At 45.5% G+C, this 14,811-nt stretch carries 11 protein-coding genes; 8 read left to right on the top strand and 3 right to left on the bottom strand.

Features of this window, described 5'->3' with window-relative positions; genetic code table 11:
- Positions 1-88 precede the first annotated feature (88 nt).
- A complete protein-coding gene (locus AB6F11_RS20715) occupies positions 89-1,837 on the bottom strand; it encodes an amidohydrolase (protein WP_102393159.1) in 1,749 nt (582 codons plus the stop codon).
- Positions 1,838-2,157: 320 nt separating this feature from the next.
- On the opposite strand from AB6F11_RS20715, the gene AB6F11_RS20720 reads away from it, so the two are divergent.
- Positions 2,158-2,676: a lipocalin family protein gene (locus AB6F11_RS20720; RefSeq protein ID WP_017060193.1), complete on the top strand. Its 519-nt coding sequence runs from the start codon at positions 2,158-2,160 to the stop codon at positions 2,674-2,676.
- A 94-nt stretch (positions 2,677-2,770) separates the two neighbouring features.
- On the opposite strand, the gene AB6F11_RS20725 is transcribed toward AB6F11_RS20720, so the two are convergent.
- On the bottom strand, positions 2,771-3,385 hold the full coding sequence (locus tag AB6F11_RS20725) for a TetR/AcrR family transcriptional regulator (RefSeq protein ID WP_102393158.1): 615 nt from the start codon (positions 3,383-3,385) through the stop codon (positions 2,771-2,773).
- Positions 3,386-3,621: 236 nt separating this feature from the next.
- Between AB6F11_RS20725 and AB6F11_RS20730 the strand changes: the two genes are divergently transcribed.
- From AB6F11_RS20730 to cyoE, 7 genes are all read left to right on the top strand, one after another.
- On the top strand, positions 3,622-4,749 hold the full coding sequence (locus AB6F11_RS20730) for an efflux RND transporter periplasmic adaptor subunit (protein ID WP_102393157.1): 1,128 nt from the start codon (positions 3,622-3,624) through the stop codon (positions 4,747-4,749).
- Positions 4,750-4,757: 8 nt separating this feature from the next.
- Complete coding sequence (locus AB6F11_RS20735; protein ID WP_102393156.1) at positions 4,758-7,856, top strand: efflux RND transporter permease subunit; 3,099 nt, start codon at positions 4,758-4,760, stop codon at positions 7,854-7,856.
- Between the two features lie 733 nt (positions 7,857-8,589).
- Entirely contained in the window at positions 8,590-9,486 is an 897-nt protein-coding gene (gene cyoA / locus AB6F11_RS20740; protein ID WP_102393155.1) for a ubiquinol oxidase subunit II, read from the top strand.
- Positions 9,487-9,491: 5 nt separating this feature from the next.
- On the top strand, positions 9,492-11,579 hold the full coding sequence (gene cyoB / locus AB6F11_RS20745) for a cytochrome o ubiquinol oxidase subunit I (protein WP_102393154.1): 2,088 nt from the start codon (positions 9,492-9,494) through the stop codon (positions 11,577-11,579).
- A complete protein-coding gene (gene cyoC / locus AB6F11_RS20750) occupies positions 11,569-12,186 on the top strand; it encodes a cytochrome o ubiquinol oxidase subunit III (protein ID WP_017072434.1) in 618 nt (205 codons plus the stop codon). The genes cyoB and cyoC overlap by 11 nt, the downstream gene beginning before the upstream one ends.
- On the top strand, positions 12,186-12,497 hold the full coding sequence (gene cyoD / locus AB6F11_RS20755; RefSeq protein WP_004736302.1) for a cytochrome o ubiquinol oxidase subunit IV: 312 nt from the start codon (positions 12,186-12,188) through the stop codon (positions 12,495-12,497). Before cyoC ends, cyoD begins: the two co-directional genes overlap by 1 nt.
- An 8-nt stretch (positions 12,498-12,505) precedes the next feature.
- A complete protein-coding gene (gene cyoE / locus AB6F11_RS20760) occupies positions 12,506-13,375 on the top strand; it encodes a heme o synthase (RefSeq protein ID WP_016800920.1) in 870 nt (289 codons plus the stop codon).
- Positions 13,376-13,510: 135 nt separating this feature from the next.
- Here the strand turns inward: cyoE and lepB are convergent, their stop codons facing one another.
- The gene (gene lepB, locus AB6F11_RS20765; protein ID WP_102393152.1) at positions 13,511-14,158 is read right to left on the bottom strand and encodes a signal peptidase I; all 648 of its coding nucleotides are present in this window, start codon (positions 14,156-14,158) and stop codon (positions 13,511-13,513) included.
- Positions 14,159-14,811: the final 653 nt, after the last annotated feature.

Raw genomic sequence — 14,811 nt, forward strand, 5'->3', positions numbered from 1 at the left:
CTTGTACGGTGGTGTGAGAGGACGGAGGCCGTGAGGCCTCCTCCTACTCGATTGAGTTGCGATAACCAATTCGATACGCGAATTGGCTCTATTTTTCGTAAACCACGTTCCCGCGTAACACCGTCATCAACACCTGAGTTTTGGCGATTTGTCTTGCTGACACTGTGGTGATGTCGCGGTCGAGAATGGCGAAGTCAGCGGATTTTCCTACCTCAATAGAACCTGTTACGTCTTCAATCCCAAGACTTTTGGCGGCATTGAGCGTGTAAGCGTCGATGGCGGTATAGATATCGGTTAGGCCGGTTTTGCCCATGATTAAGCTGTTCGCGATGCCGACCAATGGGTTGATGTCGTGTACGTTCCAATCACTGCTTAAGGTGATATTGGCGTCGGTCTTGAGTATTGCATCGAGGTTCATCATGGCTTTGGCACGGCGAGCACCAAGGAAAGCTTCGGCCCATTGGTGTTGATGCCTTGCAACGTAATCAGAGCCAACTTGGAAATCTGCAGTTACATCTAACTGGCGAAAGCGTGGCACATCTTCATCATTGATTAATTCGACATGGGTTAGGGTGTAGGGTTTGGTTGAACCTTGTTTGCGAATACTTTCTATCGCATCAAGAGATTCACGAACCGCTCCATCACCAATCGCATGAATGTGGGCGCTAAAGCCGATTTTCTCGAGCGCAGTTAACCATTCTTTAATTTGTTCTGGCGGAATATAGTTCAAGCCATTAGGAGACTGGGGTAGATAAGTATCTAAGTAGGGCGCGAGTGTTTTGGCGGTGCCATTGATAAAGATGCCATCACTGTACATTTTCACCTGATCGACAAGTAACAGATGGCTTTTATCGTCGGAATGCATTTTCTCAAAGACTTCTAATTGAGAAGACATCACCATCGATGGGTACACCCAAGGGCGTAGCGATACTCGCGCCGTTAAGTCTTGATTTTGCTCGGCCTCTAGCCAAACGTCATACCAACCTCGTTTCCAATACATGCGACCGTCGCCAATGGTGGTGATGCCGTGGGTTGCCGCTTCCTCAAGCCCGAACATTAAGCCTTGGTAGCTTTGCTCAAACAGTTCACTTTGGCTATTCCAAGCCATCTCCATCACTTGATCGCCAGCATTGTCTAGCAAGATGCCATTGAGCTTGCTGCTGTCTTGGTCTTTTAAATAAACACCGCCTTGTGGGTCTGGAGATTGTTGGCTGATTCGAGCGATTTTTAGTGCTTTTGAGTTGACCCACATCGAGTGTGAAGTCTGCTCCATAAGCACCACGGGGCGATTAGGGAAGACACTGTCGATGATCTCTAGTGGCGTGTAGTCAGAGTCGCTATCGAGCGTCGCTTCCAAAGAAAAACCATAGCCCATAAGCCAACCTCTGCCATCGGTATCAGCATTGATCTTACACGCTTCTAAGTAGGGGATTTGCTCTTCTAACGTTGCTTCAGAGTCGAGTTCACAATTGCCACCCAGCTCTGAGGCGGCTTCAAACACATGGTTATGGTTATCAATAAATCCCGGAAGGACAAAGGCATTGTCTAAATCAATGACATCAGTGCTTTGCCCTTGAAAAGTTTGCGCCTGTGATTGGTTACCAATGAAGATGATCTTGCCTTTGTGGGTAACGATCGAGTCCGACTCACGATGCCCGTATATATCAGCATTGATAAAGATCTGGTCAGCACTTTGGTTATGAACAGATGTTTGCGCTTGAACTGGTGTTTGTGTTTGAACAATAGTGTTGGCTTGTGCAAGCACCGGCGCTACGGCCGATAAGCTTGTGAGTAATGCTATCCATGCAGTACGTGGCAGAGTGAGCTTGTTATTCATTATTATGTCTTCCATGTTCCACGGTTTAGTAAGTATAGAAAGCGAGTGGCGAGAATCATATCGTGAATTTTTAATAATAAAGTGTCCTTGGTTGCTCTCTTGTTTGAATGTAATTCCAGTGCCTTTTGAGGTGGTTGTGGGAATACAGCTCGTCAATAAAGGATTGCGAATCCATTCGCAGACTAAACAATTCACATAAGGTTCTGAATAAATTACAGTTAAGTGAGCTATAAAAATGGATTTAACGTATTACCAAGGATGTAAGTTTATGTTTTCAAGAGACTTACTCGCATTACTAATAAAAACAAGTCGAGGTTAGGATGAAAAAAATATTATTGCTGCTTAGCGTGATCTTATTGGGTGGTTGTGTTGGCATGCCCGAAACGGTAAAGCCTGTTCAACAGTTTGAGTTGGAACGATACCTAGGGAAATGGTACGAAGTGGCTCGTTTGGATCACTCGTTTGAGCGTGGCTTAGACAACATCAGCGCTGAATACAGCCTTCGTGATGATGGCGGCGTGAAGGTGATTAACCGTGGTTATTCGGCGGAAGAAGGTGAGTGGAACGAAGCGGAAGGAAAAGCGTACTTCGTTGAGGGCTCTGAACAAGGCTATTTGAAAGTGTCTTTCTTTGGCCCTTTCTACGGCGCTTATGTCGTGTTTGAATTAGACAAAGAGGGCTACCAATACGCGTTTGTTTCTGGGCCCGACACTGATTACTTATGGCTACTCGCAAGAACGCCTGAAGTCGCACCAGAAGTGATGGAGAAGTTTAAAGCCATGTCGAAAGAGCGTGGCTTCAATACCGATGAGCTGATCGTTGTGGAACATACCCAATAAACCGATCGCTGTTATTGCTGAGAGTGACTGATGATTGATAAGGCACAGAGGATGAATTTCTCTGTGCCTTTTTTATTCAAAGATAGAGCTACAATTAACGAGGCTGGTTGCCGTTCAAGAATAGCGCGACACATTCGCGAGTGTAGTGAAGCCTTTCTTCTTCGGATTCTCCGCTATCGTGACCGAAGAATGACCAATACGCCGATTTGCCGTGAAACATCAGCAACAGTTGGCGTGCTGCAATGACTGGTGAGCTTGATGTCGACAGTGTGAGATCACCAGAGTCTATTTTCGACTGCAAATAATCAGCAAGTAATTTGGTGGTTTTCTGAGGCCCAGTTTCTAAATAGATAGAGGCGATCTCTGGGTGCGTGTTGGATTGGCTCACAGCATTTTGAAAGGTCTGTCTGGACTGCTCATCAAGTAACAAATCTTGAAACTTCACACCAAACTTCACCAATTCGTCTTCCAAAGTGGCATTCATATCAAAAGCAGAAGGGCTGAGTTCGCGCTCGGCACACTTAGTTTGCATGCAGGTTTCGAAAAGCTCGTCTTTGTTTTTAAAGTGAGAGTAGACCGTTTGCTTGGAAACGTTCGCTGCTTTGGCTATTTGATCCATATTGATCTTGAAGCCATGTTCAGAGAAAAGTTGGCTGGCTGCGGTTAAGATCTGCGATCTCTTCTGTTCACTCTTGATGATTTTTGTCACGTGCTTGCTTCTCGTTACTTGGTGTTGGGTCGTTACCTAGCTTGTCTCTTTGCTTAGTGCCTATTGATACTCCGCTATAGGTGTCTCATTTGGCGCTAAGCATTATGCTTTTTGTGATGGTTTTATCAAACACTAACCATGAAACTTATTTTTAACACAATCAAACTAGACAGTCTAGTTTGATTTGGTTAGTCTAAAAAAAGAACATAATTGAGTACCGCATAGGAACAGTACGTATGTATAAATTGATGAAGGGAAGCGCAGTGGCAGTGGCAGTGGCGTTGTCGGCTTTTCTTGTTGGATGTGGCGAAAATACACAAGCCGAGACAGCATCCGATGCAGATAATGCTGCAGTGGAATCGAGTAGTGCAGCGTCGACAGTCTTAACAGTAGAAACTGTCGCTTTGGAACGCTCTCCATCGTATGCGGTACAGCGTGAATATGTCGGTGTGGTAAAGGCCGGGCAGCAGGCCAATTTGGGTTTTGAATTGGCGGGTAAGGTCAATGAGATTCTGGTGGATGTCGGTGACACAGTCACAACGGGTCAGCCATTGATCCGATTGGATACCCAACTTTTGGAAACCGAGTCTAGCCAACTGAAAGCGCAGGCTGAAGAAGTCAAAGCTCAATTGAGTTTGGTGGCAGCGAACCTTAAACGTCAACGTTCATTGAAAGCGAAAGGCTTCAGTGCCGAAGCGGAGATTGATTCTCTCACCAGTGAGCAACGCGTATTGCAGGCGAACTTGTTGCGCATCGATGCATCGGTAAAAGGCAACGAACTGAAATTGGTGAAGTCGACAGTGCTTGCGCCTTATTCTGGAACCATCGCGACGCGCTTTGTTTCGCTCGGAGATGTGGTGAATGTGGGTAATCCAACTCTTACACTGCTCGCTTCTGAGGGCAAAGAGGCCTTCATCGGTATTCCTGCTCACCAAATGCAAAAAGTCACCTCACTTTCTTCGCCTAACATCCGAGTTGGGAGAACAGATTATGCCGTGGAGCTATTGAATCCCGGCGCAATGGTCGACACCCAATCTCGCAGTGTTGGTTTGCGTTACCTATTCCCTGAACAATCATCGGTATTGGAAGGGCAACTTGCCTACCTTAAATTTGATGAGCAGATTGATGACTCAGGTTACTGGGTGCCATTAACGGGTTTGATTGATGGATTGCGCGGTGTGTGGAACATCTTTGTGATTGGTGAAGACAATAAGGTTGAACGTAGAAGTGTTCAGGTGTTGTTTGCCAACAATCAACAAGCGTATGTGAGTGGGGCGATTGAAGACGGTGAACAGGTCATCGCCAGTGGTTTACATCGCTTAGTTCCGGGCCAAATCGTGAAACCAGTCAGTGCGGCTGAGTAGGAAATAGTATGAAAATAATAGAGACTATTTCCAACACTCGACTGCTTATCTTGATGACCGCGCTGCTGATGGTGAGTGGTATTTCGGCGTTCATGACGTTGCCACGTGCAGAAGACCCAGTAATCATCAACCGTTACGCGAACATCACAACCAGCTTCCCCGGCGCCAGTGCCGAGCGTGTTGAAACCTTGGTTACTGAGGTAATCGAGAACAAGCTGCGTGAGCTGAGTGAAGTTAAATTGGTGAGTTCAACCTCTAGGCCGAGCGTATCGATTGTTACGCTAGAACTTAACGATACCATTACCGAGCCAGAACCTGTCTGGTCCCAAGCTCGGGACAAGTTATCTGACATCGAATCCATTTTGCCTGCGGGTGCTCAATCTCCCGATCTCGATAGCGACCATACCTATGCTTTCACGACCATCGCATCGCTAACTTGGTCTGGTGCAGGCGAGCCTGACAGATTAACGCTGGGCCGTTATGCCAAAGAGCTCGCCAAGCGACTAAGAACTTTATCGGGTACCGAATTCGTTGATGAATACGGGATGCCGCAAGAAGAGATTCAAATCAGTTTACGTACGGCCGATGCCGCTGCGTTGGGGCGCTCAAGTGCTAATATTGCTGAGTCGCTAGAAGGGGCAGACGCCAAGAACTCTGCGGGTGAACTGGTCAGTGCCTATTCCCGTTTTGGTTTGGAAATTGAGTCGGAACTGGACTCTATTGAACGTATCAAGCAAGTCCCAATCGCTACCGACAGTAATGGTCACATCATTCGCATGGAAGACATTGCTTCTGTGAAGCGTGGTGAGAAAACCCCACAAGATCAAATTGCGATTATTGATGGTGAGCCGGGGGTGATTGTCGCGGCAAGAATGCATCCTGATCTGCGAGTCGATAACTGGACGTCGCGAGCTAATGCTCTGATTGGTAAATTTGAGCAAGAGTTACCAAGTAACGTTAAGGTGACGGTATTATTTAATCAGCAAGGCTATACCGAAACTCGTTTAGACGATTTAGGCAAAAGCTTGATGATCGGTTTCGGTCTGATTTTGATTGTGCTGTTTGTCACTTTAGGCGTACGTGCTGCGATCTTAGTCGCCATTTCTCTACCGTTAACCTCATTATTGACCTTGTCGATCATGAAAATGACCGGTGTACCGATTAACCAAATGTCGGTGACAGGCCTAATTGTGGCGCTCGGGATCATGGTTGATAACGCGGTGGTGATGGTCGATACCATTCAAGCTTATCGCTTGAAAGGGCAACAGCGCGCTGAAGCGACCATGAATGCGTTGAAGCATTTATGGGTACCGTTATTAGGCTCAACCTTAACTACCGTGTTGGCGTTTGCCCCGATTATCTTGATGCCGGGTGCATCGGGTGAATTTGTCGGTGGTATTGCGATTACCGTTTCTTTCTCATTGATCGGCTCTTACATCATCTCGCACACCTTAATCGCAGGCTTAGCGACTAAGCTACTGCCGAAACAACTCAGTGATGTCGACAAGAAAGGGCAGCACCATTGGTACATGACGGGTTTGAGAATCCCGGCTTTGACGCGCTGGTTCTCATCTTCTGTTCGCTTTGGCGTCACGCATCCAATCATCACGATTGCTTTGGTGTTGTTGGTTCCGTTTACTGGTTACTGGAGTATGTCTCAGCTGACTGAGCAATTCTTTCCGCCATCAGACCGAGATATGTTTGAGATTCAGGTTTATATGCCGCCGCAAGCGAGCATTTACGCCACCAAAAATACCTCTGAAAAAATCGACGATATCATTCATCGTTACCCTGAAGTGGAGCGTATCGATTGGCTCGTAGGCGCAAACTTCCCATCCTTCTATTACAACCTGCAAGCAAGGCAAAATAACGCGCCGTACTTCTCGCAAGCCATGGTGAAAACAGAGAACTTTGACCAAGCCAATACGCTAATTCCACAGTTGCAAAAGGTGTTGGATGAAGAGGTTCCGGAAGCACAGATCTTGGTACGTAAGCTTAACCAAGGGCCTCCATTTACTGCGCCCGTTGAACTGCGTGTCTATGGTGAAAACCTCGATACGTTGAAAGCGATTGGTGAGGATGTGCGATTGATTTTGGCGGGTGTTCCTCATGTGACGCACACAAGGGAAACACTGCAACCGGGTACACCTAAGGTGTGGTTGAAGGTCGATGAAGACACCGCAAAGCTGAATGGTATTTCATTGAACCAGTTCGCAGGTATGCTGCAAACTACGCTGACAGGTCGTGAAAGTGGCTCGGTGATTGAAGGCAGTGAGTCGGTACCAATCCGTGTTCGTGTCGCGGATGAAGCGCGTGAAAACCTAGCGCATTTAAGCAATATTCGTTTGCCAATTAGCTCTGAGGTGTACTCAACGGGAATTAATGTTTCGACTCTGGCAGAACTGGAATTGACGACCAGCCGCGGCGCGATTACTCGTCGTAACGGGCAACGAGTGAACACCATTGAAGGTTACATTGAAGCGGGTGTTTTACCTCAAACCGTCCTTAATGAATTCCAGAAACGCTTAGCAAGCTATCAGATGCCATCGGGTTATACGATTGGTTTTGGTGGTGAATCCGCTGAGCGTGACAATTCAGTTAACAGCCTTATCTCGAATGTCGCCGTTGTGGTGGTATTGATGGTGTTGGTGGTGGTGATGTCATTCAACTCGTTCCGAATGAGCAGCATCATCTTCATGGTAGCAGGGTTGGCTGGTGGACTAGGGCTGTTGTCGGTGTGGATCTTCGGTTATCCGTTCGGCTTTACGGTGATTATCGCGATGCTTGGGATTGCGGGCTTAGCGATTAACGCGGCCATTGTGATTTTGACCGAATTGAAACTCGATAAAGAGGCTTCCTCCGGGAATGTAGATGCAGTCGTTGAAGCTGTGATGTCGTGTACTCGCCATATCAGCTCAACCACGATAACGACTGTTGGCGGCTTTATGCCATTGATCATCGCTGGCGGTGGTTTCTGGCCTCCGTTCGCGGTCGCGATTGTTGGCGGAACGGTATTAACCACGCTTATTTCTTTCTACTTTGTGCCGGTGGTTTATCACTTGATGACTCGAAATCAGCGAAAAACCATCGCGACTCAAGCGGCATAACTGTTTTTTAATTTAACTGCTTTTCAATTGCCCATAATCGAGCCGTATCTGGCTCGATTATGGTGTTGTTATTCTCGATAAATTCATCCCAATTCCTACCATTGTGTTGTTCTTTTCACCGCTATAACGTTCTCAATTAGTCAAATTATCCTTTCTGTTAGTCATAATATTCTTTCAATTCGTCACAGTAGTACATCGATGAATGCTTGGTTATCTTGCTGGTGAATGAGTGGGTATTTTGAATAATCTAACCAGTGAATACCTTGTAAATGGTATGTGAATTCACAATCTTGATGGGCGTCACACTTCTATTTATTCGCTCTTTCTAATGTACCTTGAACTTGCCCTGAGCAGTGGTGACGCGCGAGTGTTTATCTACTGTTTCGAGATCCCTTGTCAGCACTGGCTCCATTTGTGTAGCACGATATTGCTGTGCGTCTTAATCGTCTTCTATTCCTTAGTTTTCACATTCATTAATGGAAGGTTAGTTTCCAAGTTTGTTTGGTGAGCTTTCAATTTCAACTCTTCATAATGCGCCAAATGTAACAATGTATTTCAAAGTGTAACAATTAAGTCATGTTTTCTGTGTGGTTTTAACCCAGCAGTAACGAACCTTATTGCATTGCTTTTTGAGATGCGGCGTTTCACATGCTCAACACATAAATATTCTAATGATCATGACAACCAGTACTCAGACGTTCGTTCTGAGGCTGGATAACCATCGAGAAAGTTAATGGAAGCTTCAAGATATAAACGCATTTTATCGAGGACAAATTTGTCGAAGATTGGTTTGCTGGGAACCGTTCTGATGCTCGAAGGATGTAACTCCGCATTGCTCGACCCAAAAGGTAGCGTTGGCGTTCAGGAAAAAGAGCTGATTATCACGGCTCTGTTGCTGATGTTGATTGTCGTCATCCCAGTGATTCTGATGACCATCTACTTTGCTTACCGATACCGCGAGAGCAATACCACGGAAGAGTATGCACCTGACTGGGCACACTCAACCAAGATTGAAGTGGTGGTATGGACGATTCCAATCATCATCATCGCGATTCTAGCCACCATCACTTGGCGAACAACACACGAATTAGAGCCATCAAAGCCTCTGGTGAGTGACGTTAAGCCTATGGTGATCGAAGTGGTCTCTCTGGACTGGAAATGGCTGTTCATCTATCCGGAGCAAAACATTGCGACGGTTAACTATGTTGCGTTCCCGAAAGATGTTCCGGTGACGTTTAAGCTGACTTCAGACAACATCATGAACGCATTCTTTATCCCGCGTCTTGGTTCGCAGATCTACGCGATGCCGGGAATGGTGACCAAGTTGAATTTGATTGCAAACCACGAAGGTGACTTCAAAGGTTTTGCATCGAACTACAGTGGCAAAGGGTTCTCACAGATGAAATTCACCGCATCAGCTCTGCCTGATCAAGTGGCGTTTTTAAACTGGGTGGAGAAAGTGAAAGCAAGTCCTGATCGCATTGAAGATTGGGAGCAGTTCCGTTCATTGGCCGCGCCAAGTGTGGCTGAACCTGTGACGCTGTTTTCTAGTATCCCACCATTTTTATTCACTGATGTCGTGACCCAGCACCCTGGTTCAATGAACTGTCTGCCGGAAACCCAAGGATAATCGTCATGTTTGGAAGATTAACTCTAGACTCAATTCCCTACCACGAACCCATTATTTTGATCACCTTAACCATGATCGCTTTAGTGGGTAGTTTAGTGGTGTATGCGGTAACAAAAGCCGGTAAGTGGCAATACCTTTGGAATGAATGGTTTACGTCTGTAGACCACAAAAAACTAGGCTTCATGTACATTGCGGTCGCGATGGTGATGTTAGTTCGTGGCTTTGCCGATGCGGTCATGATGCGCAGTCAGCAATTGCTTTCTGCAGCTGGTGAGACTGGCTATTTACCGCCACATCACTACGACCAAATCTTCACGGCTCACGGCGTGATCATGATTTTCTTCGTCGCGATGCCACTGGTTATCGGCCTGATGAACATCATCGTGCCGCTGCAAATTGGTGCTCGTGATGTTGCATTCCCTTATCTGAATAACTTGAGCTTCTGGCTGTTTGTTGTGGGTATTATCCTAACCAACATGTCACTGGGCTTAGGTGAGTTTGGCCGAACGGGTTGGTTGGCGTATCCGCCGCTGTCTGGTATTGAGGCGAGCCCGGGAGTCGGGGTCGATTATTGGATATGGGCGCTGCAAATATCCGGTGTGGGTACCACGTTAACGGGTGTGAACTTCTTCGCGACTATTTTGCGCATGCGTACTCCATCTATGCCAATGATGAAGATGCCAGTGTTCACTTGGGCATCTCTGTGTGCCAACATCCTGATCATCATCTCTTTCCCAATCCTAACGGTCACCATCGCGTTACTGACTTTGGATAGATACATCGGCACGCACTTCTTCACCAACGACCTTGGTGGCAACGTGATGATGTATGTGAATCTGATTTGGGCATGGGGACACCCTGAGGTGTACATCCTAATCTTGCCTATCTTCGGTGTGTTCTCTGAAGTGACTGCAACCTTCTCTCGCAAAAAACTGTTTGGTTATACCTCACTGGTATGGGCGACGGTGGCTATCACTATTTTAGCGTTTGTGGTTTGGCTGCATCACTTCTTTACCATGGGTTCAGGCGCCAATGTGAATGCCTTCTTTGGCATCGCAACCATGATTATCTCTATCCCGACCGGGGTTAAGATCTTCAACTGGCTGTTCACCATGTACAAAGGTCGTATCCGTTTCACAACACCTATGTTGTGGACAGTTGGCTTCCTTATCACCTTCACTGTTGGTGGTATGACGGGCGTATTAATGGCAGTACCGGGCGCAGATTTCATTCTGCATAACTCAGTATTCCTGATTGCTCACTTCCACAACGTGATCATCGGTGGTGTTGTGTTCGGTTGTTTTGCTGCGATTGGTTACTGGTTCCCGAAAGCGACCGGTTTCACTTTGAACGAGCTTTGGGGAAAACGCGCGTTCTACTGCTGGATCATCGGCTTCTTGATGGCGTTCTTGCCGCTTTACGCTCTAGGTTTTATGGGCATGACGCGTCGTTTGAGCCAAGACATTAACCCTGAGTTCTTCCCACTATTGGCGGTTGCGGCTGCAGGTACGGGCGTGATTGCGATGGGTGTGGTGTGTCAGTTCGTTCAGATTTACGTGAGTGTTCGTGACCGCGACCAAAACCGAGATCTAACCGGTGACCCATGGGGCGGACGTACCTTCGAATGGGCAACATCGTCACCACCACCGTTCTACAACTTTGCAAAACTGCCTAAGGGCGATGAGATCGATTCGTTCTGGTATCAAAAGCAAAGTGGTGAGTTTGATCCAACTCAGGAAGAAGAATACGAACGTATTCACATGCCGAAGAACACACCGACAGGCATTTATGTGTCTGCATGGGCGTTGGCATTTGGCTTCGCAATGATCTGGTACATCTGGTGGCTAGCGGCTGCAAGCTTAGTGGGTATCGTGGTGACGTGTATTCAACACAGCTACAACGACGATGTGGACTACTACGTGGAAGTTGAAGAGATCAAAGCGATTGAAGCGGCTCGACGTGCGGAGCTTGCAGAAGCGAAAAAACAGTCAGTGAAAGGCGATCATTCTGGTCGTGGTAACAGCGCTGACAGTGATGCTGATAGTGGTAATAACGACAATAAAGATGACTTGGAGACGACGTATGCAAGCTAATACTCCGTCACACACTTATGATCTTGCACATTCGCATGATCATCACCACGAAGCTGCGGGCAACAAGTTGTTTGGCTTCTGGGTTTACTTGATGAGTGACTGTGTCCTGTTTGCCACGCTTTTCGCGACGTATGCCGTGCTTGAGAGTGGATCAATTGCAGGGCCGACAGGTAAAGACATCTTTGAACTGCCGTTCGTGTTTGTCGAAACCATGATGCTGCTGTTCAGTAGTATCACCTTCGGTTTTGGCATGATTGCGATGAAGCGCAAAGACGTGACCAGACTGAAGCGCTGGATCAAAGTGACTTTCGTATTGGGCTTAGCCTTCATCTGTATGGAAGTGTATGAATTTCATCACTTGATTGCAGAAGGCTATGGCCCTCAAGAAAGCGCATTCCTTTCTGCGTTCTTTACCTTGGTTGGCACTCACGGTTTGCACGTAACGTTTGGCCTGATTTGGATGGCGGTGGCGTACCACCAACTTTCAACCAAAGGCTTGAACGACAACATGTCGATGCGCTTCCAGTGCTTGAGCTTGTTCTGGCACTTCCTTGATATCGTTTGGATTTGTGTATTTACCATCGTGTACTTAATGGGGGTGATGTAATGGAACAGCATCTAGACAGTGGTGCAACGGATTATGTGAAAGGCTTTATTGCGTCACTGATTCTCACCATTATTCCGTTCTACATCGTGTGGGCGCATGTGTTACCAAGCACAGAAACGTACGTGATCTTGTTCGGCTGCGCGCTTGTACAAATCTTTGTGCACTTTAAGTACTTCTTGCATATGGAAGCGAAATCTTCCGATGGGCGTTGGAACTTGGTGTCACTGATGTTTACCGCCATTGTTGTATTGATCCTTATCGCTGGCTCGGTATGGATCATCTACAACATGAACGTCAACATGAAGCTGTAGGCTAGGGTATGCTGAAAAGTTATTTGTCTATTACCAAACCGGGCATCATTTTCGGCAACCTGATTTCTGTTGCGGCGGGGTTCTTCCTCGCCGCAAAAACAGAACCAGCCAGTGCGATGTTGTTACTGACGACTTTAGCGGGTGTAGGGCTTGTGATTGCATCAGGTTGCGTGGTGAACAACATCTTTGATCGAGATATCGACCAGAAAATGAAACGTACCCAGAACCGTGAATTGGTTCAGGGCAATATCAACACAGACGTCGCATTTATCTATGCGTTAGTTATGTTGTTGGCAGGCACAGCGTTGCTGTTTCAATTTGTTAATCCGATGTCTGCGGTTGTGGTGTTGCTTGGCTATGTGTTTTACGTCTTTTTCTACACCATGTGGTACAAGCGTAATTCGGTTTACGGCACCTTAGTTGGCAGTATCTCTGGTGCAGTTCCGCCATTAGTTGGTTACCTTGGTGTGACGAATTACTTGAGCTTAGAAGCGGTTTTGCTGTTCATCATGTTCTGCTTATGGCAAATGCCACACTCGTATGCGATTGCGATGTTCCGCATTCAGGATTACCGCGATGCAGGCATTCCTGTTTTACCGGTGAAAGAGGGCGTTGATAAAGCACATCAGCACATGAAAGCTTATGTGGTGGCGTTTGGTGCGGTTGCTCTGGGGTTATTTTTACTCGGAGAGGCGGGTTATGAATACCTAGCCGTGTCGGCAGCCGTTTGCTTTATGTGGACCAAAGTGACGTTCCGTAAGGTTGATTGTCTTAACTACATCCAGTGGTCAAAGACAGTCTTCAAGGTCTCTCTGCTGGTGGTGATGAGCATCAGTGGTGTGCTAGGACTGGAGTTGATTCCGTTGCACTTTCTGTAAGCCTATATAAATAATAAAGGTAACGTGGGATACCCCGCGTTACCTATTATTAATAGACAGCTACTATCGTTATTTATAATCTAAAAATTAGCTATTGAAGTTAGCCCGGTTAATTTACATCTGTCATCACAATGTTTAACAATTTCTGTTGAGGATGTTGTAATCAGATGAGCTTCTTAAATTACAATTTAACTTACGGCTACCGTTTGCTACGTTGAGTATCACTTTGTTATAGATACCGTTAACATTATTAATGTCTGCATATCCGAAACTATCAAAGGTTGAATCATAGGAGTGATCACGATTATCACCTAATACCATTATTTTACCTTCTGGAACGTGCCAAGTAAGATTACTTTTTAATAATTTTGATTTTTCTTTCGAATACCTTACATTATAATCGTGAAGACCAACTTTCTCGTTTATATATATGTAACCATCTTCTTTATTCGTTATTCCATGAGATGCCTTTATACCATTGATATAAAGTTTTCCCATATCTAACATAACAGTATCACCTGGTATACCAATCACTCTTTTTCTGAATGAGATGTTTTCAGAACGGTGTTTTGGAGGGTGCAGGAACCGAATGACATCACCGTGTTCAGGATTGTATCTACCCAAACGAACACCATTGACCATAGTCCAGTACTTACCTTCAAAAGTAGGCGCCATACTTGCTCCAGTGTTGGCGTTGATTGAGTTAGAGAAGTAGTAACATAGTATGAAAATCCAGAATGTTAGCGAAGTTGATGCCGAGATTACCCATTTAATGATCTTCATGTTGAACCCTACGGCTGCAATACTTCTCGGCCAATAATGTTACGCTATAGTTTGCAAAAACAAATGAGCCATAAGTCAGCACCAATACAGCAATTATTTCAAGAACATCGTTGAATCCACCATTAAACAAGTTCTTACATAAGAAGTAGTAAAGGAAGACACTAAGACTAATGAAAGTAATTGTTGTCACCAATAGTGACCATTCTAATTTTGATAAGTTTTTGTTCATTACAATTAAACCATAAATAGAAATATGATGGGTAAAACAAGTAATCGGCTTATTAATTTAAATGGTCGATACCAATAAAATGGAAGACGATGTGTAATGCTAGTCGATTTATAGTTGAGACGATAAAGTTCATCAACAAAAATCTGTAATAATTTTTTAACCACGGATAAGCCTAATTTATTATTTTAGTGTGTAGATTGTGGCAGTAAAATCTGACGTTTTTTGTCTAAAACTGGAAATTAGTTAAAATATTTTTTAAATTTAATTTTATTTGATATATTTATAATTTCTAATAAATATATCATGGCATGAATGTGTATTAGATTTTTACTTGGAGGAGCCAAGGTTGAAATTAATATATGATGACTACATAGACAGAACCTTAAGCACTAAGCTCAGCGTAAATTCCGTCTAACGTAATGTT

It is taken from the genome of Vibrio sp. 10N.247.311.14, assembly GCF_041467715.1.
Lineage (GTDB): Bacteria > Pseudomonadota > Gammaproteobacteria > Enterobacterales > Vibrionaceae > Vibrio > Vibrio crassostreae_C.